Source organism: Paraburkholderia terrae (assembly GCF_002902925.1).
Classification (GTDB): domain Bacteria; phylum Pseudomonadota; class Gammaproteobacteria; order Burkholderiales; family Burkholderiaceae; genus Paraburkholderia; species Paraburkholderia terrae.
Genome location: NZ_CP026111.1, coordinates 3,136,541 through 3,160,527, shown reverse-complemented (window position 1 = coordinate 3,160,527; position 23,987 = coordinate 3,136,541). Strand labels below are relative to the sequence as shown.

Genomic DNA, 23,987 nt, shown 5'->3' with positions numbered 1-23,987 from the left:
GGAAAAGCGCGTGAGCGCAGCGAAGTAAAAAACGGGTGCCAAAGACGAGCTTCAGCGTACCTCGGGCGAGGTATCAGCGCGACCAGCGACGCCAGGGCCAGGCTCCCCGGTCGATCGTGCTCAGACTCCGTTTTTTATTCAGAAACATGAGAGAAGACTTTGGTTAAGTCAGTGATTGGGTGCTGCTTGGGTTGATGCTTATTGTACTGCATTGTGTGCTGCGATCGCCTTGGCGGCGCCCAACAGCGACACAACTATACCATCGGATTTTATGGTTTGAACAGATTCGCCATGATTGTAGCCATACGGGACGGTCAGCGTCGCCATGCCGGCGGCGCGGCCCGCGAACGCATCGTTCTGCGAATCGCCGATCGCGACGGCTTCTTCGGGCGACACGCCGAGGGCTTTGCAGGCGGTGAGCATGGGCAGCGGATCGGGTTTTTTCGCCGCGACGCTGTCGCCGCCCAGTACGATACCGAAGTAGCGCAGCAACCCGTGATGCTCGAGCAGCTGCGTCGCGAAACGATGCGGCTTGTTGGTCACGCACGCGAGCACGAGACCCGCGTCGCGCAACGCGATCAAGCCCGCTTCGACGTCGGGATAGAGCCGCGTGTGCAGACCGTTGATCTTCGCGTACTCCTCCTGGTAGATCGCGAGCGCCTCGTCGAAGCGCGACTGCGCCAACTCGGCTTCGAAGCGCGGCGCGAGCACGCTGCGAATCAGATGCTCGGAGCCCTTGCCGACGTAGTCCATCACCTCTTCGCGCGACGTTTCTTCCGCGTCGAACTGGGCGAGCATGCCGTTCAGGGACGCGGTGAAGTCGTCGGCGGTATCGACCATCGTGCCGTCGAGATCGACGATCGCCGCGCGAATCTTCCCGGCCGTGAAGGCGGGAGCGGGGTAACGAGGCGTCGTGTCCATATCAGCGCTCAACCGATGCCAGCGCGCCGCGCATCTTGTCGATGATCGTCTTGTAGTCCGGGTGGCCGAAGATCGCCGAGCCGGCCACGAAGGTATCCGCGCCCGCCGCCGCTATTTCCGCGATGTTGTCGACTTTCACGCCGCCGTCCACTTCAAGATGAATCTCGCGGCCGGTCTTTTCCTTGTACGCGTCGATTTTTGCGCGTGCTTCGCGCAGCTTGTTCAGCGCTTCGGGAATGAACGACTGCCCGCCGAAGCCCGGATTCACTGACATGATCAGCACGAGATCCACCTTGTCCATCACGTGATCGAGATAATTCAGCGACGTTGCGGGATTGAACACGAGGCCCGCCTTGCAGCCGTGGTCGCGGATCAGCGACAGCGTGCGGTCGATGTGGTCCGAGCCTTCCGGATGAAAGCTGATCAAGTTCGCGCCGGCCTTCGCGAAGTCCGGCACGATGCGGTCGACGGGGCGTACCATCAGATGCACGTCGATGGGCACCTGCACGTGCGGGCGGATCGCCTCGCATACGAGCGGGCCAATCGTCAGGTTCGGCACGTAGTGGTTGTCCATCACGTCGAAGTGAATCCAGTCGGCGCCCGCGGCGACGACGTTGCGGACTTCTTCGCCGAGCCGCGCGAAGTCGGCGGACAGAATGCTGGGAGCGATACGGAATTGAGTCATGGCGTGGGGTGGGCGGGAGACGGAAAACCGCTATTTTAGCGCCGGCCGGCGCGCCGCGGCCTTTGGCGCGGCATGGCTTTCATCATGTTCTGGAGAGTTGTCCGGCTGGCCGGTGCGGTTGCGGGCCCGCGCTGCATCAAGCAGAATGCCAAACCATGTCAACGCCTGTGCCGTCGCGCCGCAAGTCGCGCCGAGCCGCCTGCACACAGCCTTGCGCGGATCGATTGCGCGCTTGGCTCACCATCGGAATCAGCATGAGCCAGTACGAATTCAGCGTGTCCTCCCAGGTCCGGTACATCGCCGAAGAGTCGGACCCGGAGCATCGGAAATACGCTTTCGCCTACACGCTCACCATCCGCAATACAGGCCAGGTCGCCGCGCAACTGATCGCGCGACACTGGGTCATTACGGATAGCGAAAATCGCGTTCAGGAAGTGAAAGGACTAGGTGTGGTCGGGCATCAGCCGTTGCTGAAGCCGGGCGAGCAGTTCGAGTACACCAGCTACGCGGTGATCGCGACACCCGTGGGGACGATGCGCGGCGAGTATTTTTGCGTGGCGGAGGACGGTGAGCGCTGGGACGCGCCCGTGCCGGAATTCGTTCTGCGGATGCCGCGCACGCTGCATTGAGCGCGCGTTGAACATGAGACGCCGCGCGCTGTCAGTCAGCGACGCGGCTGCTGCTGCGGCGGGACCTGTTTTGCGTCCTGCTTCTGGCGTGCGGCATTCTTTTTCTTGCCGGACGCTGTCCACACCACGATGAAAATCAGCAGGGAAAGCGCCAGGAGCGACTCCAGCGCGAAGATGAGCATCGGATATTCGTCGAGCAGATCAGACATGGCAGTTTCCATCGAGAACAATCATTGTATGCGTTTTGCCCGCCGGGCCGCGGCCTGGGCGGGGGCGCTGTCGCTTGCCGTATTGCTTGCGTCGTGCGGAGGCGGCGGCGCGGTGCGGCCATCCGTTTCACCGCCGACAGGCGCCGCGATCATACCCGGCCAGATCGCCGCCCAGCGGCTGACGCCTGTCGCGTGGCGACAGGTGCCGGGCTGGCAGGACGATTCACTGATCGGCGCGGCTGCGGCGCTGCGCCAGAACTGCGTGCGCCTCGCCAGTCAGCCGACATGGCGGCGCGCCTGCGCGGCCGCGCTGATGCTTGACGACCTGGACGTGGCGAGCGCGCGCACTTTCTTCGAAACCTACTTCACGCCGTTCCAGTTCTCGAACACCGACGGCACGCTCGACGGACTCGTGACAGGCTACTACGAGCCGCTGCTGCGTGGTTCACGCGTGCGTCAAGGCGTGTATCAGACGGCCTTGTACCGTTGGCCTTCGGCGTACCGCCCAGGTTCAGCGATGCCGGCGCGTGCGCAGCTCGAGCGCTCGGGCGCGCTGAACGGCAATGAACTCGTGTGGGTCGACGACCCCATCGAGGCTTTCTTCCTGCAGGTGCAAGGCTCGGGACGTATCGTGATGGAAGACGGCAGCGTGATGCGCGTCGGCTTTGGCGGGACAAATAATCAGCCGTACAAGTCTATTGGCCGATGGCTGCTCGATCGCGGTGAACTGACGCCGTCGCAGGCGACCATGCAAGGCATCAAGGCGTGGGCGCGCGCAAACCCGACGCGTGTCGATGGCCTGCTCGACACGAATCCGCGCTTCGTGTTTTTCCGCGAGATGCCGTCGAGCGAGCCTGCGCCTGGCGGCGGCGCCGATGGTCCGATCGGCGCGCTTGGTGTGCCGCTGACGCCGGAGCGTTCGATAGCCGTCGATCCGGCGGCGATCCCGCTCGGCACGCCCGTCTTCCTCCAGACGACGCGCCCGTTGACCAATGCACCGATGAATCGTCTGGTGTTTGCTCAGGACACGGGTTCGGCGATCAAGGGCGGCGTTCGTGCCGACTACTTCTGGGGACTCGGTGACGAAGCGGGCGATCTGGCCGGCAAGATGAAGCAGGGCGGGCGGATGTGGCTACTGCTGCCTAATTCGTGATACTGAATCACGATCCTGAGGTCAGGGCATAGTCCGATCTGAAGCCTGAAGCAGCCCGACGGTTTGTGTCACTTCCGTCGGGCTGTTTGCTTTTGTACGCCCGTACTCTTCGATTTCCTTGCGTGTCGAGCGTTACGCGCCTGCCTTGCGCTTGTCGATTACACGACGCGCCTTACCCACCGAGCGCTCGATCCCGTTCACGCCGAGCAGCACCACGTTCGCCGTAACACCGATCAGTGCCTTGATGTCATAGGCCAGCGCTTTACGTGCGGCGTCCAGCGCGGCCGTGTCCGGCGCGGTCTCCGGGCATGGCTCGATGTTCAGCGTCATCACGTCGAGCGGGCCTTCTCTGGTCAGCACGATCTGATAATGCGGCGCGAGTGCGTGCTGTTTCAGCAGCAGTTCTTCGATCTGCGTCGGGAACACGTTGACGCCGCGAATGATCATCATGTCGTCCGAGCGACCGGTGATTTTTTCCATCCGGCGCATCGTGCGCGCGGTTCCGGGCAGCAGACGCGTGAGATCCCGCGTGCGGTAACGGACGATCGGCAACGCTTCCTTCGTCAGCGACGTGAACACGAGTTCGCCGAGTTCGCCGTCCGGCAACACTTCGCCCGTTTCGGGATCGATGATCTCGGGGTAGAAGTGATCTTCCCAGATCGTCGGGCCGTCTTTGGTTTCGACGCATTCGGACGCCACGCCCGGACCCATCACCTCGGACAAACCGTAGATGTCGACGGCGTCGATGCCCATCCGTTCTTCGATCGCGCGGCGCATGTCGTTGGTCCAGGGCTCCGCGCCAAAGATGCCGATGCGCAGCGAGCACGTCTTGGGATCGACGCCCTGACGCTCCAGTTCGTCGGCGATCGACAGCATGTAGCTCGGCGTCACCATGATGATGTCGGGACGGAAGTCCTGAATCAGCTGAACCTGCTTTTCGGTCTGACCGCCGCCGAACGGAATGACCGTCAGGCCCGCGCGTTCCGCGCCGTAGTGCGCGCCGAGACCGCCCGTGAAGAGGCCATAGCCGTAGCTCACGTGGACCTTGTCGCCGCGTCGCGCGCCTGCCGCACGGATCGAACGTGCGACGAGGTTCGCCCAGGTGTCGATATCGCGCGCGGTGTAGCCGACGACGGTCGGCTTGCCCGTCGTTCCCGATGACGCATGAATGCGCGAAATCTGATCTTGCGGTACGGCGAACAGGCCAAACGGATAGTTGTCGCGCAGATCCTTTTTCGTAGTGAAGGGGAAGCGTGACAGGTCGGACAGCGTCTTCAGCTCCGACGGATGCACGCCCGCTTCGTCGAACTTGCGCCGATAGACAGGGGAATTCTCATAGGCGTGAGCGAGCGACCATTTCAGCCGTTCGAGCTGTAGTGCAGCGAGTTCGTCGCGGCTCGCCTTTTCGATGGGATCGAGCGGGAGCGGGGTAGTCATCGAATGTCTCCTTGCTTTCAGAATAGTATGCCGCGCGAAAGGCGACGCAATTACGTAAGAGGGTGGCGTGCCCTGTCAGTCGTCGACGGGGATCACGGTGCCTTTGATTTGCGCGGACTTGCCGCGAAACATCGCAACGGTCTCGTTCGCGCGGTTCGTGACGCGAATGTCGTAGATGCCGTTGCGACCGCTCAATGTCTGCTCGACAGCTTCTGCCGTGAGGATGTCGCCGCCTTGCACAGGGCGCAGAAACTCGATCGAGCAGCCCGCCGCGACGGTATTGATGTTGTACGAGTTGCAGGCGAACGCGAATGCCGAATCGGCCAGCGTGAACATCAGACCGCCGTGACAGATCTGATGGCCATTCAGGAAGTCCGGCCGTACGCCCATCCGAAGGCGCGCGTAGCCAGCGCGCACTTCGAGAATTTCGATGCCGAGCGCCTTGCTGCAGGCGTCGTTCGCATACATGGCTTCGGCAGTCGCGCGAGCAAGTTCGTCGGGCGTCATCGCGTTGCTCAGGTTGGGTTGCGTGGACATGTCAGCGGCCCTCGAAGCGCGGCGCGCGCTTTTCGATGAACGCACGGACCCCTTCCGCGTAGTCATGCGATGCGCCGAGTTCGCGCTGCATGTCGCGTTCGAGATCGAGCTGCTGATCGAGCGTTTGCGTGGCGCTCGACCGCATCGCCTGCTTGATGGCTGCGATCGCGCGTGTGGGCTGCTGCGCGAGTTGCGCGGCGAGCTGGGTTGCCGTGCTCGGCAATTCGGCATCGTCCACGGCCTTCCAGATAAGGCCCCAGCTTTCCGCCTTGTCGGCGCTGAGCTTGTCGCCCGTGATCGCGAGTCCCATCGCGCGAGCCATGCCCACGCGTTGCGGCAGGAACCACGTGCCGCCGGAATCCGGCACGAGGCCAATCTTCACGAAGGCCTGGATGAAGCTCGCCGAACGTGCGGCCAGCACGAGGTCGCAGGCGAGCGCGAGATTCGCGCCTGCGCCTGCCGCCGTGCCATTGACGGCGGCGATGACGGGCAGCGGAAGGGCTTGCAAACGCCGGATCAACGGATTGAAGTGTTGATCGATCAGGTCGCCGAGATCCGTCATCGCACCTGGCGTGAAATCCAGATCGGCAAGATCCTGGCCGGCGCAGAAGCCGCGGCCGGCGCCCGTGAGTATGAGCGCGCGCGCGCCGGCGGCTTCTACTTCGTCGAGCGCTGCGCTCAGTTCCTGATGCATGGCACGCGTGAAGCTGTTCAGCTTGTCGGGGCGGTTTAGCGTCACGGTCGCGACGCGCGTGGCGGCGTCGATGTCTACGCTGATCGCTTCATAGGTCATTGCTTGTCTCCTCGTCTCCGTACGGTGTGGGCAGTCGACGCGCTCAGACGCGCTCGATGGCAAGCGCGATGCCTTGCCCGACGCCGATACACATCGTGCATAGCGCGTAACGTCCGTTGGTGCGCTCGAGCTGGTACAGCGCCGTGGTAATCAGGCGTGCGCCGGACGCACCGAGCGGATGTCCCAGCGCGATCGCGCCGCCGTTGGGATTGACGCGCAGATCGTCGTCGCGCAAACCGAGCTGACGTAGAACGGCCAGACCTTGAGACGCAAACGCTTCGTTGAGCTCGATCACGTCGAACTGGTCGAGCGTCATATTGAGTTGCTTCAGCAGCTTTTGCGTGGCGGGCGCCGGCCCAATGCCCATGATGCGCGGCTCGACGCCTGCCGTTGCCATGCCGATCACGCGGGCACGGCGCCGCAAGCCGTATTGTTCGGCCGCTGCTTCACTGGCGATAAGAAGTGCGCACGCACCGTCGTTGACGCCGGATGCGTTACCCGCCGTCACCGAGCCATCCGGTCGCACGACGCCCTTCAGTTTGCCGAGTGCTTCGAGCGACGTCTCACGCGGATGCTCGTCGAGCGCCACGCGGATCGGCTCGCCCTTCTTCTGCGGAATTTCGACGGGCACGATTTCGTGCGCGAGTGTGCCGTCGCGTTGTGCGCGGGCCGCCTTCTCCTGACTGCGCATTGCAAACGCGTCCTGGTCGGCGCGGCTGATATTGAAGTCGACGGCGACGTTTTCAGCTGTCTCGGGCATCGAGTCGACGCCGTAGTCGCGCTTCATCTGTGCGTTGACGAAACGCCAGCCGATGGTCGTGTCGTGAATCTCCGATTGCCGCGAGAACGCTGAGCTTGCCTTGCCCATCACGAACGGTGCTCGCGTCATGCTTTCGACGCCGCCCGCAATCATCAGGTTTGCCTCGCCAGCCTTGATTGCGCGGGCTGCCGTGCCAACTGCATCCATGCCCGATCCGCACAGCCGGTTGAGCGTGGCGCCGGGCGCGTCCGTCGGCAAGCCGGCGAGCAGCGCCGACATGCGTGCCACGTTCCGGTTGTCTTCCCCCGCCTGATTGGCACAGCCGTAGATCACGTCGTCGAGCGCGCGCCAATTTACGCCCGGATTCCGTTCGATCAGTGCCTTGATCGGGACGGCGCCCAGGTCGTCGGCACGGACGTCTTTCAACGCGCCGCCGTAGCGGCCAAAGGGAGTGCGAATCGCGTCACAGATGAATGCGTCGGTCATGTCGGGGTTCCTGCAAGAGAGCGGACCGGCATGCGCGCCGGCCCTTGAACTGCATGTTAGTTCGACGTTCGACGCGGTTTCAGTCGGCCTGAAGTTATAGGCCAAAACGTCGGTCAAACGTCCTATATCGTTCGGCCGACTTACGCGGCAACGGCCTTTGGTTCAACATGAACCCGGCTTTGAACAACGCGGAAGCGATTCGCGACGAAAGCAGCGTCGGCGAGCGCGGCATTTGCAGCGGGGTTGGCGCCCGTGCCGTGGAAGTCCGAGAACGCTGCCGACTGATTGACGAAAACGCCGCCAGTCAGATTGATAGAGAGCGCGACGCCGCCAACAATCGAGGCTTCCGTGGCCGCCTCGATCACCGTGTCGTCGGTGCTATAGACGGAGAGAGTGAGCGCGCCATGTTCGGCGGCGATGCGGCCGGCAAGTTCGAGCGACTGCGCGGTCGAGTCCGTGGCAATCACGAAGGAGATCGGGCCGAACCATTCTTTCGTGAACTTGGCTTCATCCGTCGCGGCATCGAGTTGCAGCACCAGCGGAGTACGTACGCGGGCGCCCGCGAACGTCGGATGCTCGAGCGACTGGCTGTCCGCGAGAACGTGTCCCAGCTTGCGGGCTTCGTCGATACGTTGCTCGATGGCTTCGTTCTGGATCGCGCCCAGCAGTTCTACAGCGCGAGCCGGGTCCGAGCCGAGCTTTTGGACAGCACCGGCAATTGCGTCGGCAACGGCCTGGAAGGGGATCGTGCCTTCGGTCGTGCGAATGCCGTCGCGCGGCACATAGATGTTTTGCGGCGCAGTGCACATCTGGCCCGAGTACAGTGCCAGCGAGAACGCGATGTTGCGCGCGGCGGCTTTGATGTCGTCGACGGAGTCGATCACGATCTGGTTCACGCCGGCCTTTTCGGTGAACACTTGCGCCTGGTGTGCGTTGCGCTCCAGCCAAGTGCCGTTTTGCGTGCTGCCCGTGAAGTCGATCAACTTGATTTCCGGGCGCTGCGCGAGGTTCTGAACAAGTTGGCCGTCGTTCGGTTCGGTCGCGAGCAAGGTCACGACGTTCGGATCGAAACCGGCTTCACGCAGCACGTCGCGGGCGACGCGCACGGTGATCGCAAGCGGCAGGATCGCGCCCGGATGCGGCTTGACGATGACCGTGTTGCCGGTTGCCAGGTCTGCGAACAGGCCGGGGTAACCATTCCACGTCGGGAAGGTGCAGCACCCGAGGACGAGACCTGTGCCGCGTGGCACGATGTTGAAGCGCTTCTGCATCGCGAGCGGCGGATTCTTACCCTGCGGCTTTTCCCAATGAGCGTCGGCGGGAATTCGGCGCAACTGGTCCCACGCATAGGTGACGGCTTCGAGCGCACGATCCTGCGCATGCGGACCGCCCGCCTGAAAGGCCATCATGAATGCCTGACCAGTGGTGTGCATCACGCTGTAGCCGATCTCGAAGCTCAGCCGATTGATCCGCGTAAGAATCTCGAGGCTCACGCCGATCCAGGCTTTAGGGCCGGCTTCGCGCCATTTCCGTTGGGCTTTGGCTGCAGCTGCAATCAGCGCGTCCGGATCGGATTTGGGGTAGCGGATTCCGAGCGGGAAACCGAAAGGCGATTGTTCCGCTGCTGCGATCTCGCCCGTGCTCGGCTGGTCGAGTTCGAACTTTTTGTTCAGAAGAGCCTTGAACGCCGATTCGCCGTCCGCGTTCGCGGTTTCCCCGTACACTTTGGGACTTGGCATTTCAGAGAATGGGCTCCAGTAGCCGCGGGTTTCAATGGCGGCAAGGGCTTTCTGCAGCGTGTCTTCGTGCTTCGTAAAGAGTGGGTGGGTCATGGCGGGCAAGATGCTGACTGAACGTTAGAAGAAACCTTGTCGATTTATTGACCGACCGGTTGGTTGGTGAATGTTAGCATTATTGGGATGCAGCGCGAGCCTCTTGCGCCTGCTGGTAAACACTTAGGAGGAGTGCATGGGTTTCGAGAACATTCTGGTTGAGACACGTGGCCGCGTCGGTCTCATTACATTGAACCGTCCGAAAGCGCTTAACGCGCTGAATGACGCGCTAATGGATGAACTGGGCGAAGCGCTGCGCGCGTTCGATTCGGATGAGGGCATCGGCGCCATTGTTATTACCGGAAGCGAGAAAGCGTTTGCGGCGGGCGCGGACATCGGAATGATGTCGACATACTCTTATATGGATGTATATAAGGGTGACTACATAACGCGGAACTGGGAAGCTGTCCGATCAGTTCGCAAACCGATCATTGCGGCCGTTGCCGGCTTCGCGCTCGGCGGTGGCTGCGAGCTCGCAATGATGTGCGACATCATTCTTGCCGCTGACACGGCGAAATTCGGTCAGCCGGAGATTAAGCTAGGCGTCATGCCTGGAGCCGGCGGTACGCAACGGTTGCCGCGCGCGGTGTCAAAGGCCAAGGCGATGGATATGTGCTTGACCGCGCGATTCATGGATGCCGCCGAGGCGGAGCGCTCCGGACTGGTGTCGCGTGTGATCCCGGCGGCGAATCTGATCGACGAGGCAATCGCTGCGGCTGCGACCATCGCTGAGTTTCCGATGCCGGCGGTGATGATGGTGAAGGAGTCGGTCAACCGCGCTTACGAGACGACATTGGCTGAGGGCGTGCATTTCGAGCGTCGATTGTTCCATTCGCTGTTCGCGACGGAAGATCAGAAAGAAGGGATGGCCGCTTTCGTCGAGAAGCGAAAACCGGTCTTTAAACACCGTTGATCGTATTGCTCAAAAAACCGCTTGCAACCACGCGGGCAAGTGTCTAGAATTCCGGTCTTTCGCGCTGCGGCCAACGCGGCGCGAAGGAAACGAGGAAGGCGGGAGAGCCAGTATTGACGGGGCTTTCCGGTGGAGTCAGCGGTTGGGAAGTTAAAAAACCGGTTGACGAAACGAAAAAGGTTCTTCATAATCTCGTTTCTCTGCTGCTGACGCGGCAACGTGGTGAAAGCAAGGCGCTTCCCGCGAATGTTCTTTAACAATCAACAGCCGATAAGTGTGGGTGCTCGATGGCGGCGCGCGGTGGTTTTCGAACTGCCGAATAGCGAAAGTAATCGAGTCTCGCACAGAAGTAATTGAGGAAGGTTCGTGAGGGTTGAGAAACTCGATCGAATCATTCGTCAGTGATTTTGAGTGAGCGACCGGTTGGTAAAACAACCGAAAAACAGTAACAGGTTTGAACTGAAGAGTTTGATCCTGGCTCAGATTGAACGCTGGCGGCATGCCTTACACATGCAAGTCGAACGGCAGCGCGGGGGCAACCCTGGCGGCGAGTGGCGAACGGGTGAGTAATACATCGGAACGTGTCCTGGAGTGGGGGATAGCCCGGCGAAAGCCGGATTAATACCGCATACGATCTCTGGATGAAAGCGGGGGACCGAAAGGCCTCGCGCTCAAGGGGCGGCCGATGGCAGATTAGCTAGTTGGTGGGGTAAAGGCCTACCAAGGCGACGATCTGTAGCTGGTCTGAGAGGACGACCAGCCACACTGGGACTGAGACACGGCCCAGACTCCTACGGGAGGCAGCAGTGGGGAATTTTGGACAATGGGGGCAACCCTGATCCAGCAATGCCGCGTGTGTGAAGAAGGCCTTCGGGTTGTAAAGCACTTTTGTCCGGAAAGAAAACCTCCGTCCTAATACGGCGGGGGGATGACGGTACCGGAAGAATAAGCACCGGCTAACTACGTGCCAGCAGCCGCGGTAATACGTAGGGTGCAAGCGTTAATCGGAATTACTGGGCGTAAAGCGTGCGCAGGCGGTTCGCTAAGACCGATGTGAAATCCCCGGGCTTAACCTGGGAACTGCATTGGTGACTGGCGGGCTAGAGTATGGCAGAGGGGGGTAGAATTCCACGTGTAGCAGTGAAATGCGTAGAGATGTGGAGGAATACCGATGGCGAAGGCAGCCCCCTGGGCCAATACTGACGCTCATGCACGAAAGCGTGGGGAGCAAACAGGATTAGATACCCTGGTAGTCCACGCCCTAAACGATGTCAACTAGTTGTCGGGTCTTCATTGACTTGGTAACGAAGCTAACGCGTGAAGTTGACCGCCTGGGGAGTACGGTCGCAAGATTAAAACTCAAAGGAATTGACGGGGACCCGCACAAGCGGTGGATGATGTGGATTAATTCGATGCAACGCGAAAAACCTTACCTACCCTTGACATGTACGGAACCTTGCTGAGAGGTGAGGGTGCCCGAAAGGGAGCCGTAACACAGGTGCTGCATGGCTGTCGTCAGCTCGTGTCGTGAGATGTTGGGTTAAGTCCCGCAACGAGCGCAACCCTTGTCCCTAGTTGCTACGCAAGAGCACTCTAGGGAGACTGCCGGTGACAAACCGGAGGAAGGTGGGGATGACGTCAAGTCCTCATGGCCCTTATGGGTAGGGCTTCACACGTCATACAATGGTCGGAACAGAGGGTTGCCAAGCCGCGAGGTGGAGCCAATCCCAGAAAACCGATCGTAGTCCGGATCGCAGTCTGCAACTCGACTGCGTGAAGCTGGAATCGCTAGTAATCGCGGATCAGCATGCCGCGGTGAATACGTTCCCGGGTCTTGTACACACCGCCCGTCACACCATGGGAGTGGGTTTTACCAGAAGTGGCTAGTCTAACCGCAAGGAGGACGGTCACCACGGTAGGATTCATGACTGGGGTGAAGTCGTAACAAGGTAGCCGTATCGGAAGGTGCGGCTGGATCACCTCCTTTCCAGAGCTTCGCGCTTCAAAGTTGAGCGCTCACACTTGTCGGCTGTTAATTGAAGACAGGCTCAGGGGTCTGTAGCTCAGTCGGTTAGAGCACCGTCTTGATAAGGCGGGGGTCGATGGTTCGAATCCATCCAGACCCACCAGCGTCTTGTCTGCGGTGGCTGATCGCAAACCCCCCCTGTGTACTGTGTGACTGGGGGATTAGCTCAGCTGGGAGAGCACCTGCTTTGCAAGCAGGGGGTCGTCGGTTCGATCCCGTCATCCTCCACCAATCCTCAATGCCTAGCGTTCAGTGCGAACTGAGTTCTATGCATTGGCGATTGAGCCAGTCAGTGAAGATATGCGGTTATAGCAATCGCGATATCGGCTGTCGTTCTTTAACAATCAGGAAGAAGTAGTAAAGAGATTCACGAAAGCATACTTAGAGATGGGTGTGCGAGTAGGTGAGTCAGGGTTGTGATTGTATCAATGTATTTTTTGAGTTCATCGAAAGACGAACCTGGAATACGGCACAACGCGAATACTCAACCTGTAGCGGATGTACTCGAAAGAGACACACCCGTTATAGGGTCAAGCGAACAAGTGCATGTGGTGGATGCCTTGGCGATCACAGGCGATGAAGGACGCGGTAGCCTGCGAAAAGCGGTGGGGAGCTGGCAAACGAGCTTTGATCCACCGATATCCGAATGGGGAAACCCGGCCCGTATGGGTCATCCATGGCTGAATACATAGGCCATGTGAAGCGAACGCGGTGAACTGAAACATCTAAGTAACCGCAGGAACAGAAATCAACCGAGATTCCCAAAGTAGTGGCGAGCGAAATGGGACCAGCCTGTACTCTTTATCTTTGTTGTTAGCCAAACGCTCTGGAAAGTGCGGCCATAGTGGGTGATAGCCCCGTAGGCGAAAACAGCGAGGAAGAACTAGGTGTACGACAAGTAGGGCGGGACACGTGAAATCCTGTCTGAAGATGGGGGGACCATCCTCCAAGGCTAAATACTCGTGATCGACCGATAGTGAACCAGTACCGTGAGGGAAAGGCGAAAAGAACCCCGGGAGGGGAGTGAAACAGATCCTGAAACCGCATGCATACAAACAGTCGGAGCCTCGCAAGGGGTGACGGCGTACCTTTTGTATAATGGGTCAGCGACTTACATTCAGTGGCGAGCTTAACCGATTAGGGCAGGCGTAGCGAAAGCGAGTCCGAACAGGGCGATTCAGTCGCTGGGTGTAGACCCGAAACCAGGTGATCTAGCCATGGCCAGGATGAAGGTGCGGTAACACGTACTGGAGGTCCGAACCCACTAACGTTGAAAAGTTAGGGGATGAGCTGTGGATAGGGGTGAAAGGCTAAACAAACCTGGAAATAGCTGGTTCTCTCCGAAAACTATTTAGGTAGTGCCTCGTGTATCACCTTCGGGGGTAGAGCACTGTCATGGTTGAAGGGTCCATTGCGGATTACTTCGCCATAGCAAACTCCGAATACCGAAGAGTGCAATCACGGGAGACAGACATCGGGTGCTAACGTCCGGTGTCAAGAGGGAAACAACCCAGACCGCCAGCTAAGGTCCCCAAATATGACTAAGTGGGAAACGAAGTGGGAAGGCTAAAACAGTCAGGAGGTTGGCTTAGAAGCAGCCATCCTTTAAAGAAAGCGTAATAGCTCACTGATCGAGTCGTCCTGCGCGGAAGATGTAACGGGGCTAAGTCATATACCGAAGCTGCGGATGCACATTTATGTGCATGGTAGGAGAGCGTTCCGTAAGCCTGCGAAGGTGCGTTGAAAAGCGTGCTGGAGGTATCGGAAGTGCGAATGCTGACATGAGTAGCGATAAAGGGGGTGAAAGGCCCCCTCGCCGTAAGCCCAAGGTTTCCTACGCAACGTTCATCGGCGTAGGGTGAGTCGGCCCCTAAGGCGAGGCAGAAATGCGTAGCTGATGGGAAGCAGGTCAATATTCCTGCACCAGTGTGAAATGCGATGGGGGGACGGATCGCGGAAGGTTGTCCGGGTGTTGGAAGTCCCGGTCGCTGCGTTGGAGAAGGTGCTCTGGCAAATCCGGGCACGGAATTCAAGGGCGTGGCGCGAGCTCCTTCGGGAGCGAAGCAATCGGAAGGGGTTCCAGGAAAAGCCTCTAAGCTTCAGTTTCACATTGACCGTACCGCAAACCGACACAGGTGGGCGAGATGAGTATTCTAAGGCGCTTGAGAGAACTCGGGAGAAGGAACTCGGCAAATTGGTACCGTAACTTCGGGATAAGGTACGCCCCTGTAGCTTGATGCCCCTGCGGGCAAAGGGTGAAGGGGTTGCAATAAACTGGTGGCTGCGACTGTTTAATAAAAACACAGCACTCTGCAAACACGAAAGTGGACGTATAGGGTGTGACGCCTGCCCGGTGCCGGAAGATTAAATGATGGGGTGCAAGCTCTTGATTGAAGTCCCGGTAAACGGCGGCCGTAACTATAACGGTCCTAAGGTAGCGAAATTCCTTGTCGGGTAAGTTCCGACCTGCACGAATGGCGTAACGATGGCCACACTGTCTCCTCCCGAGACTCAGCGAAGTTGAAGTGTTTGTGATGATGCAATCTCCCCGCGGCTAGACGGAAAGACCCCATGAACCTTTACTGTAGCTTTGCATTGGACTTTGAACCGATCTGTGTAGGATAGGTGGGAGGCTATGAAGCGTGAACGCCAGTTTGCGTGGAGCCGTCCTTGAAATACCACCCTGGTTTGTTTGAGGTTCTAACCTTGGCCCGTGATCCGGGTCGGGGACAGTGCATGGTGGGCAGTTTGACTGGGGCGGTCTCCTCCCAAAGTGTAACGGAGGAGTACGAAGGTACGCTAGGTACGGTCGGAAATCGTGCTGATAGTGCAATGGCATAAGCGTGCTTAACTGCGAGACCGACAAGTCGAGCAGGTGCGAAAGCAGGTCATAGTGATCCGGTGGTTCTGTATGGAAGGGCCATCGCTCAACGGATAAAAGGTACTCTGGGGATAACAGGCTGATACCGCCCAAGAGTTCATATCGACGGCGGTGTTTGGCACCTCGATGTCGGCTCATCTCATCCTGGGGCTGTAGCCGGTCCCAAGGGTATGGCTGTTCGCCATTTAAAGAGGTACGTGAGCTGGGTTTAAAACGTCGTGAGACAGTTTGGTCCCTATCTGCCGTGGGCGCTGGATATTTGAAGGGGGCTGCTCCTAGTACGAGAGGACCGGAGTGGACGAACCTCTGGTGTACCGGTTGTCACGCCAGTGGCATCGCCGGGTAGCTATGTTCGGAAGAGATAACCGCTGAAAGCATCTAAGCGGGAAACTCGCCTTGAGATGAGATATCCCCGGGGCTTCGAGCCCCTTGAAGGGTCGTTCAAGACCAGGACGTTGATAGGTCAGGTGTGGAAGCGCAGTAATGCGTTAAGCTAACTGATACTAATTGCCCGTAAGGCTTGATCCTATAACAGGTGTGTCTCGTGTCGATGATCGTTAGTGCTTCAGCACTTACGGGCATCCCACTCCCGAAGGGAGTACGGACACGCACACGGTTGAGTGATCAGTGTTGTGCCAGAAACAACACAACCCAACACCCTCTTTACGCTTCTTCCAGATTGGCTGTGGCGCACCCCAAATGCGACGCAGCAACCCGTCATGCCTGATGACCATAGCGAGTCGGTACCACCCCTTCCCATCCCGAACAGGACCGTGAAACGACTCCACGCCGATGATAGTGCGGATTGCCCGTGTGAAAGTAGGTAATCGTCAGGCTCCTTATCCAAGACAAGACCCCGCCCTCAAAAGCGGGGTCTTGGCGTTTGTAGGGCGCACGCTTTTTAACGTCGCTTCCCAAGCGGGCCGGGTCGCAGCGGCTTAAGCAAGTCTATCCCCACCATTCCCAGCGGCAGTCCGCCGCACAACCGTCACTCGGCTGGGCGGCGTCTGGTTCACCAACTCGCGGCCACTTTACCGTTCACGAACCCGTTATCCTCAGCGGAACAGCAAACGCGCCCGTTCGCATATCCGTTCTGAACTCTCTGGTCCTGAGCTGTTCACGCCTCCGCCAAAAACCGCTGCGCCAACCGCACCCAGTACGTGGCTCCGACCGGCAGCAACTCATCGTTGAAATCGTAGCTCGCATTGTGCAGCATGCAGGGACCGGCGCCATGCCCGGCCTCGCGATGCCCACCGTTGCCGTTTCCAAGAAACGCATAACACCCGGGTTTCGCCAGCAGCATGAACGAAAAGTCTTCTGCGCCCATCGTCGGTTCGACGGTATCGTCAACCTTCTCCTCACCGACGACTTCCTTCATCACCGCCGCAGCGAATCGTGCTTCCTTCCCGCTATTGATCGTCGGCGGATAGTTGCGATGGAAGGTCATCTCGACCGAACACTCGTAGGCTTCAGCCGTGCTCTGCACGATCTTCCGCATCCGCGCTTCGATCAGATCGAGCGTCTCCGTCGTGAAAGTCCGAACGGTCCCCGCAAGCCACGCGGAATCGGGCACGACGTTGACGGCATCGCCGGCATGAATCTGGGTAATCGACAGGACGGCGGTATCGAGCGGCTTCTTGTTACGCGTGATCACGCTTTGCAGGCCATTTGCGATTTGCACGGCCGTGAACACAGGATCACGTCCGTTATGCGGCAAAGCCGCATGCGAGCCCACGCCTGTGATTTCAATGCGGAATTCGTTACTCGACGCCATGATCGGACCTTCGGTGACGCCGAAATGTCCCGCCGGCATGCCTGGCCAGTTGTGGATGCCGAATACGGCATCGACTGGGAACCGCGTGAACAGCCCGTCGTCGATCATCGCCTGCGCGCCGGCACCGCCTTCCTCGGCCGGTTGAAAGATGAAAACGATCGTGCCGTCGAAATCACCTTGCCTGGCGAGATGGCGCGCCGCACCAAGCAGCATCGCGGTATGTCCATCGTGACCGCACGCGTGCATCTTCCCTTCGTTTTTCGAGCGGTGATCGAAGGTATTCAGTTCCTGGATCGGCAGCGCGTCCATATCAGCGCGCAAGCCGATCGACCTCGTCCCCGTCCCGCGCTTGAGCACGCCAACCACGCCGGTTTTTCCGATGCCTTCATGCACCTCGATACCCCATCCAGCCAATGTTTTGGCGACGAGGGACGCTGTCTGCGTCTCTTCGTATCGCAATTCGGGATTGGCGTGGATTGTTCGTCGGAGAGTCTGAATTTCGCCGCGAGCGGCTTGGATTTCAGGAAGCAGTTTCATGATGGATTGAGTGTCTGGCTGTGTGCAGTTTGATCCGGACAGTCGATTCCGGAGAAGATCAAAATCGATTCTACGCCCATCCCTATTTTTGACGGCCATGTGTCCGATCCGGACGCTGGAACGTAATAAAATCAACACCTTCATCCGCGCAGTCCCTCGATACAAACATGAACGCTCCCGCTGAATTCGCCCGCGCCGTCTGTCCGCACGATTGCCCTGATACCTGCGCGATGCGCGTGACCGTCGACAACGGCCGCGCGATCAAGGTTGTCGGCGAACCAGATCACCCGCCGACACAAGGCGTCCTATGCACGAAGGTCAGCCGATATGCGGATCGCGTGCATCATCCACGCCGGCTGACGACGCCGATGCGGCGGATCGGGCGAAAAGGCGAAGGGCGCTTCGAGCCGATCAGTTGGGACGAAGCGCTGCGCCTCGCGGGCGAGCGTCTGTCGGAAATCGCGGGCCGCGCGCCGGAAGCGATCGTGCCGTACAGCTATGCCGGCACGATGGGTTTCGTGCAGGGCGACAGCATCGCGCAGCGGTTTTTCCATAAGCTCGGTGCATCGCAACTGGACCGAACCATTTGCGCAGCGGCCGGCGCGGCGGGCCTCAAATATACATACGGCGCAAGCCTCGGGATGCTCACGGAGTTTTTCTCCGAGAGCGAGGTGATTCTGATTTGGGGAGCAAACCCGATCGCGTCGAATTTGCACTTCTGGACGCGTGCGCAGGAAGCGAAGCGCAACGGCGCGCGCCTGATCGCAATCGATCCGTACCGCTCGCTCACTGCCGAAAAATGCCATCAGCACATCGCACTCAAGCCGGGCACCGACGGCGCGCTTGCGCTCGGCATGATGCATGTACTGATCGCGGAAGACATGCTCGATCACGCTTACATTGCCGATCACACGCTTGGTTTCGATCAACTGAAAGCGCGCGCGCTCGACTATCCGCCTGCGCGCGTCGCTGAAATCTGTGGAATCGACGAGCAGGTGGTCGTGGATCTCGCGCGTCTCTATGGCGGCACGAAAAAGTCGGCGATTCGCCTGAACTACGGCATGCAGCGCGTACGCGGCGGCGGCAACGCCGTTCGCGCGATCGCTTGCCTGCCGTCGCTGACGGGCGCCTGGCGCGAGCGCGCGGGCGGTGCGTTATTGTCATCGTCGGGCTGGGCACCTGTCGATTCGCATGCGTTGTCGCGGCCCGACCTGATGCCGGGTTGGCCGTCGAAGCAGCCGCGCGTCGTGAACATGAACGCGATCGGCGACGCGCTGTGCCATCCGGGTGACGCCGCATTCGGGCCGAAGGTCGAAGCGATCGTCGTGTACAACTCGAACCCGGTCGCGGTGGCGCCGGACTCCGAACGCGTCGCCGCCGGATTTGCGCGCGAGGATCTGTTCACGATCGTGCTCGAGCACTTCCAGACAGACACGGCCGACTATGCCGATTTGCTGCTGCCCGCTACGACGCAGCTCGAGCATCTAGATGTCCACAAGTCGTACGGCCACACGCACGTCATGGTCAACTTGCCCGCGATCGCGCCCGTCGGTGACGCGCGTCCAAACACGGAAATCTTCCGTGGCATCGCGCGCGCGATGGGCCTCGACGAGCCGGCGCTGTATGAAAGCGATGAGGCGGTGGCGTCGTCGGCGTTTCGTTGGGACGATTCGATGCTGGAAGGCTGCAGCTGGGAGACGCTCAAGCACGATGGCTGGGCAAAGCTGAATGTCCCCGATGCGCCGTTCGCGAACGGCGGCTTTCGCACGCCATCGGGCAAGTGCGAGTTCTATAGCGAGCGTCTCGCGCAAGCGGGCCTCGAACCGGTGCCGGACTATCTGCCGCCTTATGAGTCGGCGGACGGTTCGCCCGAGCTCGCGGCCCGTTATCCGCTCGCGATGATCTCTCCGCCCGCGCGCAATTTCCTCAACAGTACGTTCGTGAACGTCGAAAGCCTGCGTGCGACGGAAGGCGAGCCGCACCTCGATATCCATCCCGACGACGCAAGCGAACGCGGCATCAACGACGGCGATCAGGTCCGCATCTTCAACGATCGCGGCTCGATGCAGGCACGCGCACGCGTCACCGACAAGGCGCGTGTTGGGCTCGTCGTCGGCTTGTCGATCTGGTGGAAAAAGCTCGCGCCGGACGGCCGCAACGCCAACCAGGTCACGAGCCAGGCGCTGACCGACCTCGGCGGCTCCGCCACTTTCTACGACTGTCTCGTCGAGGTCGAACGAGCCTGAGTCGCTTTTCGCATGCGCAGCGGACGCAACCGCTGCGCCTTAGCGCCCCGGTTCGCGCTTTCGAGTGCGGCGTCTAACTGGGGGCTTATCCCGAATATCGACGCGTGTACGCATGCTACGATGCGGGTTTTAGCACGACCATTCGAAAATCACGGAGGAGACGCCGTATGGAAAAAGTCTGGCTGAAGTCGTATCCGCCCGGCGTGCCAAAAGAGATCGATCCGACGCAATACGAATCGGTTACTGCGATGCTGGAGGAGAGCTTCCGCGAATATCGCGCAAAGCCGGCATTCGCCTGCATGGGCAAGCAGATCACGTACGGCGAACTCGACAGCCTGTCGACGCGGCTTGCCGGTTGGCTCCAGTCGAAGGGCATCGCGCGCGGCGCGCGCATTGCCATCATGATGCCCAACGTCTTGCAGTACCCGGTCGCGCTTGCGGCGATCCTACGCGCGGGTTACGTCGTCGTGAACGTGAACCCGCTGTATACGCCACGCGAGCTCGAGCACCAGCTGAAAGACAGCGGCGCGGAAGCGATCATCCTGCTCGAGAATTTCGCGGTGACGTTGCAGGCGATCGTACGCAATACGTCGATCAAGCATATCGTCGTCGCGTCGATGGGCGATCTGATGGGCGCGAAAGGTTTGATCGTCAATTTCGTCGTACGTCGCGTGAAGAAGATGGTGCCCGCGTGGAATCTGCCGGGCCACGTCAGCTTCAACGATGCCATTTCCGCAGGCGCGCGCAGCAAGTTCACGCCCGTGAAGCAGAGTCCCGACGACGTCGCGTTTCTTCAGTACACAGGCGGCACGACGGGCGTCGCGAAGGGCGCAACGCTCCTGCACCGCAATCTGGTCGCGAACGTGCTGCAGTCGCATGTGTGGGTTGAGCCGGCGCGCAAGAAGCGCGGCGACATCGACCAGTTCGTGACCGTTGTCGCGCTGCCGCTATACCACGTGTTCGCGCTGACGGTTTGCGGTCTGCTGACGATCCGCACGGGCGGCCTCGGTGTGCTGATTCCGAATCCGCGCGATATCGCTGGCATGATCAAGTCGCTCCACGGCTACAAAATCACGACGTTCCCCGCCGTGAATACGCTGTACAACGCGATGCTCAATCATCCTGATTTCGCAAAGCTCGATTTCTCGAATCTGCTGGTCGCGAACGCCGGTGGGATGGCCGTGCAGGAAGCCGTCGCGAACCGCTGGTACGAGCGCACGCACGCGCCGATCGTCGAAGGCTACGGCTTGTCGGAGACGTCGCCGTGCGTCACCTGCAATCCGACCACGGTCACTGAATACAGCGGCACGATTGGTCTGCCGCTGCCGTCGACGGAAGTATCGATTCGCGACGACGACGGCAATGAACTGCCGCCCGGCCAGGCGGGCGAGTTGTGTATTCGAGGTCCGCAAGTGATGGCGGGCTACTGGAACCGGCCGGACGAAACGGCGAAGGTGATGACGTCCGACGGCTTCTTCCGTTCAGGTGACATTGCCACCGTCAACGACGACGGCTTCGTGAAGATCGTCGACCGGAAGAAGGACATGATTCTGGTGTCGGGCTTCAACGTCTATCCGAACGAGATCGAGGACGTGGTCGCCAAGCACCCCGGCGTATTCGAAGTGGCGGCTGTTGGCGTGCCCGACGAGCATTCGGGCGAAGCGGTGAAGCTTTACATCGTGAAGAAGGACGACGCGATCACGGACGCCGACATCTTCGCGTACTGCAAGACTCAACTGACCGGCTATAAGCGGCCGCGGATCGTCGAGTTTCGCAAGGAACTGCCGAAGAGCAATGTCGGCAAGATCCTGCGTCGCGAATTGCGTGACGGCCGGGCGTGAAAATCGCACTCAGGTAAGAGCAAAGGCGAGAGAGACCACTAGCGTATAGATCGACACGACAGTCGGCAAACGAGACCCGAAAAGGCCTGACGGTTCATCCCGTTGGGCCTTTTCTATTTGACAGGCTGACGGGCGGACCAATAAAAAAGGGCGCCCTAAGGCGCCCTCGAGGGTAACTACGCTTTCACAACTTATTAGAACTTGTGACGGATACCGACGCGAGCCGTCAACTGGTTGTTCGAGTTCGACGGCGTCAGACCGTTGATCGAAGCAACTGCTTGCTGGCCCGTCGAGTCCGTACCCGAAGCGTGCTGGTACACGCCGATCAGGTAGACGTCCGTGCGCTTCGACAGGAAGTAGTCTGCGCCGATTGCGCCCTGGTTGTAGTGCGCGCCGCCATGACCGTTGAACGAAGCGAGGCGCGTGTAATCGTATGCTGCGCCCAGAACGAGAGCCGGCGTCAACTGATACTTGAAGTTGATTTCGCCGTTGTTGAACGTTGCCGAGCCGCGGTAAGCCGGAGCCGTGACGTTTTCCGTGCCGAGGTTGCCGAACTGGATGAACGAATACGTCACGCCGACCGTTGCTGCGCCGAACGTGTACGCACCACCTGCGCCGCCGACCTGGTACGAGTTGGCCGTAGCGAAGCCCGAGATGACCGGGTTACCCTGGACGCCCGTAACCTTGCCGATGTTGTTCGTCGGGTTCGCGCCGCTGCTCGGCACGTTGCCCCAGAACGAGGTATTCGGATCGCGGACGTTCAAGTAGCCAGCACCCAACACCAGCGGACCGTTGTTGTAGCCAGCGCCCAATGACCAGATCTGGTTGCGGCCCGTCGCGCCTGCAACGCCACCGAGGCTATACATGCCGCCGAACGTCAGGCCGGCGTAGTTCGCGCTCGTGAACTTGATTGCGTTGTTCACGCGGTTTGCGTTGTTGAAGTTGTCCAGATCGTCCGGGTGAGCCGCGATGTAGCCGCCCCACTGGTCGCCGGCTTCCAGCGGACCGACGTAGTCGACCACGGAGTCATACTGGCGACCCATCGTAACCGTACCGAACTGGCTCGACAGACCAACATAAGCCTGACGGCCGAACAGCGCGCCGCCCTGACCAGACTTGCCGGAGTTCACGTCGAAGCCGCTTTCCAGCACGAAGACCGCTTTCAGGCCACCGCCCAGATCTTCGGTACCGCGCAGGCCCCAACGGCTGCCTTGCAGAACGCCGCTCGACAGGTTGTACAGGCTCGAGTTCGTACGGCCAGTGCCAGCTGCCGTCTGCACGTGGTTCGTGTAGTTAAAACCTTCGTCAATAATGCCGTACAACGTCACGCTGCTCTGAGCATGAGCGGCGCCAGCAAACGCGCCCAATGCTGCCAGAGCGAGAAGCGACTTTTTCATCGAAAGATCTCCAAGGAATTGCGAATTATTTTCAAGCAAGGCAAGTATTTATCTGTGTTGCGACCTTGCGTAACTTCTTCGAGAAGTTGCCACGTAATGTAGCAAAGACACCAAAGCGCACAAAGAAAAAGCGGGGCGGCGACCAGGGCGCTGTTTCGTTTACGCAACATGATCTAAAATCCAGAATCGGCTGTCCTAAACGCTTCGGAATTTTCCTTGCCACCGGCCGCAAAGCCTTGATGGACAGGGGTTTGCGCGAAGCGATCCGGACGCCGCGTCGTGGAGACCAGAATGCTGCTTGATGAGTTGATTAATGAGTTCGATCGGGGTTTACGCTCAATGACCGGGGTGTCGCGCATGTCGCGTCCGCTACCCGTTCCACCCGCGTCGACGGAGCCAGTCGAACTGACTGATGAGGAGCGCGCGCACGCGGCGGGCTTGATGCGCGTGAATCACGTCGGCGAGGTATGCGCGCAGGCGCTGTATCAGGCGCAAAAACTGGCGACGCGCTCGCCGGCGCTCAAGCAGGCCTTCGAGCATGCCGCGCGCGAAGAGGAGGATCACCTCGCGTGGACGTATAAGCGCCTCGAAGCGCTCAATTCGCGTCCAAGCCTGCTCAATCCGCTCTGGTATGCTGGCGCCCTCGCGATCGGTCTTGCAGCCGGCCGCCTTGGTGATCGAGTGAGCCTCGGCTTCATGGCGGAGACGGAGCGCCAGGTGGAGCTTCATCTGGACGGCCATCTGACCACGCTGCCGGAAGGCGATCACGAGTCGCGCGCGATCGTCGAACAGATGCGTATCGATGAAGCCGCGCACGGCAAGGCCGCAACGGATGCGGGTGGCGTCGAGTTGCCGTTCCCGGCGCGCGCGCTGATGCGGGCCGCGTCGAAGATCATGACCCGCACGGCGTATCACGTGTAATCTGGTTTA

At 60.0% G+C, this 23,987-nt stretch carries 17 protein-coding genes, 2 tRNA genes and 3 rRNA genes; 12 read left to right on the top strand and 10 right to left on the bottom strand.

What is annotated here, in order from left to right; genetic code table 11:
* Positions 1-198: 198 nt before the first annotated feature.
* Together C2L65_RS13945 and rpe are read right to left on the bottom strand one after the other, a co-directional pair.
* The gene (locus C2L65_RS13945) at positions 199-921 is read right to left on the bottom strand and encodes a phosphoglycolate phosphatase (protein WP_042315899.1); all 723 of its coding nucleotides are present in this window, start codon (positions 919-921) and stop codon (positions 199-201) included.
* A 1-nt stretch (position 922) separates the two neighbouring features.
* Entirely contained in the window at positions 923-1,606 is a 684-nt protein-coding gene (gene rpe, locus C2L65_RS13940) for a ribulose-phosphate 3-epimerase (RefSeq protein ID WP_042315901.1), read from the bottom strand.
* 254 nt (positions 1,607-1,860) lie between these two features.
* Between rpe and apaG the strand changes: the two genes are divergently transcribed.
* A complete protein-coding gene (gene apaG / locus C2L65_RS13935; protein ID WP_007580651.1) occupies positions 1,861-2,235 on the top strand; it encodes a Co2+/Mg2+ efflux protein ApaG in 375 nt (124 codons plus the stop codon).
* A gap of 35 nt (positions 2,236-2,270) precedes the next feature.
* Here apaG and C2L65_RS46135 read toward each other — a convergent pair whose 3' ends face one another.
* Positions 2,271-2,444 (bottom strand): hypothetical protein, encoded by a 174-nt coding sequence (locus C2L65_RS46135; protein WP_007580649.1) that lies wholly within the window; start codon positions 2,442-2,444, stop codon positions 2,271-2,273.
* Here C2L65_RS46135 and mltA point away from each other — a divergent pair.
* Positions 2,365-3,597 carry a murein transglycosylase A gene (gene mltA, locus C2L65_RS13930; protein WP_081921522.1) on the top strand — a complete coding sequence of 411 codons (1,233 nt, stop codon included), beginning with the start codon at positions 2,365-2,367 and terminating at the stop codon, positions 3,595-3,597. The two genes, C2L65_RS46135 and mltA, sit on opposite strands and share 80 nt — an antisense overlap.
* A gap of 132 nt (positions 3,598-3,729) precedes the next feature.
* Here mltA and paaK read toward each other — a convergent pair whose 3' ends face one another.
* The 5 genes from paaK to paaN form a co-directional block, all read right to left on the bottom strand.
* Positions 3,730-5,034 carry a phenylacetate--CoA ligase PaaK gene (gene paaK / locus C2L65_RS13925; RefSeq protein WP_042315906.1) on the bottom strand — a complete coding sequence of 435 codons (1,305 nt, stop codon included), beginning with the start codon at positions 5,032-5,034 and terminating at the stop codon, positions 3,730-3,732.
* Positions 5,035-5,109: 75 nt separating this feature from the next.
* The gene (gene paaI / locus C2L65_RS13920; RefSeq protein WP_042315907.1) at positions 5,110-5,571 is read right to left on the bottom strand and encodes a hydroxyphenylacetyl-CoA thioesterase PaaI; all 462 of its coding nucleotides are present in this window, start codon (positions 5,569-5,571) and stop codon (positions 5,110-5,112) included.
* A gap of 1 nt (position 5,572) precedes the next feature.
* A complete protein-coding gene (paaG, locus tag C2L65_RS13915) occupies positions 5,573-6,364 on the bottom strand; it encodes a 2-(1,2-epoxy-1,2-dihydrophenyl)acetyl-CoA isomerase PaaG (RefSeq protein ID WP_042315909.1) in 792 nt (263 codons plus the stop codon).
* Between the two features lie 43 nt (positions 6,365-6,407).
* Complete coding sequence (gene pcaF / locus C2L65_RS13910; RefSeq protein WP_042315911.1) at positions 6,408-7,610, bottom strand: 3-oxoadipyl-CoA thiolase; 1,203 nt, start codon at positions 7,608-7,610, stop codon at positions 6,408-6,410.
* 140 nt (positions 7,611-7,750) lie between these two features.
* Entirely contained in the window at positions 7,751-9,442 is a 1,692-nt protein-coding gene (paaN, locus tag C2L65_RS13905) for a phenylacetic acid degradation protein PaaN (RefSeq protein ID WP_042315912.1), read from the bottom strand.
* A gap of 136 nt (positions 9,443-9,578) precedes the next feature.
* On the opposite strand from paaN, the gene C2L65_RS13900 reads away from it, so the two are divergent.
* From C2L65_RS13900 to rrf, 6 genes are all read left to right on the top strand, one after another.
* Positions 9,579-10,355, top strand: coding sequence for an enoyl-CoA hydratase (locus tag C2L65_RS13900; protein WP_042315913.1), 777 nt, complete (start codon positions 9,579-9,581; stop codon positions 10,353-10,355).
* A gap of 456 nt (positions 10,356-10,811) precedes the next feature.
* Positions 10,812-12,342: ribosomal RNA gene (locus tag C2L65_RS13895) — 16S ribosomal RNA — on the top strand.
* A 65-nt stretch (positions 12,343-12,407) separates the two neighbouring features.
* Positions 12,408-12,484, top strand: a tRNA-Ile gene (locus C2L65_RS13890).
* 52 nt (positions 12,485-12,536) lie between these two features.
* Positions 12,537-12,612, top strand: a tRNA-Ala gene (locus tag C2L65_RS13885).
* A 297-nt stretch (positions 12,613-12,909) separates the two neighbouring features.
* Positions 12,910-15,790 (top strand): 23S ribosomal RNA (locus C2L65_RS13880).
* 194 nt (positions 15,791-15,984) lie between these two features.
* Positions 15,985-16,098 (top strand): 5S ribosomal RNA (rrf, locus tag C2L65_RS13875).
* Together the 16S, 23S and 5S rRNA genes with 2 tRNA genes alongside form the textbook arrangement of a ribosomal RNA operon.
* Positions 16,099-16,379: 281 nt before the next feature.
* On the opposite strand, the gene C2L65_RS13870 is transcribed toward rrf, so the two are convergent.
* The gene (locus tag C2L65_RS13870) at positions 16,380-17,573 is read right to left on the bottom strand and encodes a M20 aminoacylase family protein (RefSeq protein WP_042307842.1); all 1,194 of its coding nucleotides are present in this window, start codon (positions 17,571-17,573) and stop codon (positions 16,380-16,382) included.
* 167 nt (positions 17,574-17,740) lie between these two features.
* Between C2L65_RS13870 and C2L65_RS13865 the strand changes: the two genes are divergently transcribed.
* Entirely contained in the window at positions 17,741-19,819 is a 2,079-nt protein-coding gene (locus tag C2L65_RS13865) for a molybdopterin-containing oxidoreductase family protein (protein ID WP_042307845.1), read from the top strand.
* 167 nt (positions 19,820-19,986) lie between these two features.
* Entirely contained in the window at positions 19,987-21,660 is a 1,674-nt protein-coding gene (locus C2L65_RS13860) for a long-chain fatty acid--CoA ligase (protein WP_042307846.1), read from the top strand.
* A 194-nt stretch (positions 21,661-21,854) separates the two neighbouring features.
* Here the strand turns inward: C2L65_RS13860 and C2L65_RS13855 are convergent, their stop codons facing one another.
* Positions 21,855-23,057, bottom strand: a complete 1,203-nt coding sequence (locus tag C2L65_RS13855) for a porin (protein WP_042307848.1) — start codon at positions 23,055-23,057, stop codon at positions 21,855-21,857.
* On the opposite strand from C2L65_RS13855, the gene C2L65_RS45475 reads away from it, so the two are divergent.
* Positions 23,027-23,359, top strand: a complete 333-nt coding sequence (locus C2L65_RS45475; protein ID WP_156132297.1) for a hypothetical protein — start codon at positions 23,027-23,029, stop codon at positions 23,357-23,359. The two genes, C2L65_RS13855 and C2L65_RS45475, sit on opposite strands and share 31 nt — an antisense overlap.
* Positions 23,349-23,978: a 2-polyprenyl-3-methyl-6-methoxy-1,4-benzoquinone monooxygenase gene (gene coq7, locus C2L65_RS13850; RefSeq protein WP_007747047.1), complete on the top strand. Its 630-nt coding sequence runs from the start codon at positions 23,349-23,351 to the stop codon at positions 23,976-23,978. Before C2L65_RS45475 ends, coq7 begins: the two co-directional genes overlap by 11 nt.
* Positions 23,979-23,987 lie beyond the last annotated feature (9 nt).

Bases quoted from the DNA above. Each gene is read 5' to 3' on its own strand.
- C2L65_RS13945 (WP_042315899.1), bottom strand. From the start codon at position 921: ATGGACACGACGCCTCGTTACCCCGCTCCCGCCTTCACGGCCGGGAAG.
- rpe (WP_042315901.1), bottom strand. From the start codon at position 1,606: ATGACTCAATTCCGTATCGCTCCCAGCATTCTGTCCGCCGACTTCGCG.
- apaG (WP_007580651.1), top strand. From the start codon at position 1,861: ATGAGCCAGTACGAATTCAGCGTGTCCTCCCAGGTCCGGTACATCGCC.
- mltA (WP_081921522.1), top strand. From the start codon at position 2,365: ATGAAAATCAGCAGGGAAAGCGCCAGGAGCGACTCCAGCGCGAAGATG.
- C2L65_RS46135 (WP_007580649.1), bottom strand. From the start codon at position 2,444: ATGTCTGATCTGCTCGACGAATATCCGATGCTCATCTTCGCGCTGGAG.
- paaK (WP_042315906.1), bottom strand. From the start codon at position 5,034: ATGACTACCCCGCTCCCGCTCGATCCCATCGAAAAGGCGAGCCGCGAC.
- paaI (WP_042315907.1), bottom strand. From the start codon at position 5,571: ATGTCCACGCAACCCAACCTGAGCAACGCGATGACGCCCGACGAACTT.
- paaG (WP_042315909.1), bottom strand. From the start codon at position 6,364: ATGACCTATGAAGCGATCAGCGTAGACATCGACGCCGCCACGCGCGTC.
- pcaF (WP_042315911.1), bottom strand. From the start codon at position 7,610: ATGACCGACGCATTCATCTGTGACGCGATTCGCACTCCCTTTGGCCGC.
- paaN (WP_042315912.1), bottom strand. From the start codon at position 9,442: ATGACCCACCCACTCTTTACGAAGCACGAAGACACGCTGCAGAAAGCC.
- C2L65_RS13900 (WP_042315913.1), top strand. From the start codon at position 9,579: ATGGGTTTCGAGAACATTCTGGTTGAGACACGTGGCCGCGTCGGTCTC.
- C2L65_RS13870 (WP_042307842.1), bottom strand. From the start codon at position 17,573: ATGAAACTGCTTCCTGAAATCCAAGCCGCTCGCGGCGAAATTCAGACT.
- C2L65_RS13865 (WP_042307845.1), top strand. From the start codon at position 17,741: ATGAACGCTCCCGCTGAATTCGCCCGCGCCGTCTGTCCGCACGATTGC.
- C2L65_RS13860 (WP_042307846.1), top strand. From the start codon at position 19,987: ATGGAAAAAGTCTGGCTGAAGTCGTATCCGCCCGGCGTGCCAAAAGAG.
- C2L65_RS45475 (WP_156132297.1), top strand. From the start codon at position 23,027: ATGCTGCCAGAGCGAGAAGCGACTTTTTCATCGAAAGATCTCCAAGGA.
- C2L65_RS13855 (WP_042307848.1), bottom strand. From the start codon at position 23,057: ATGAAAAAGTCGCTTCTCGCTCTGGCAGCATTGGGCGCGTTTGCTGGC.
- coq7 (WP_007747047.1), top strand. From the start codon at position 23,349: ATGCTGCTTGATGAGTTGATTAATGAGTTCGATCGGGGTTTACGCTCA.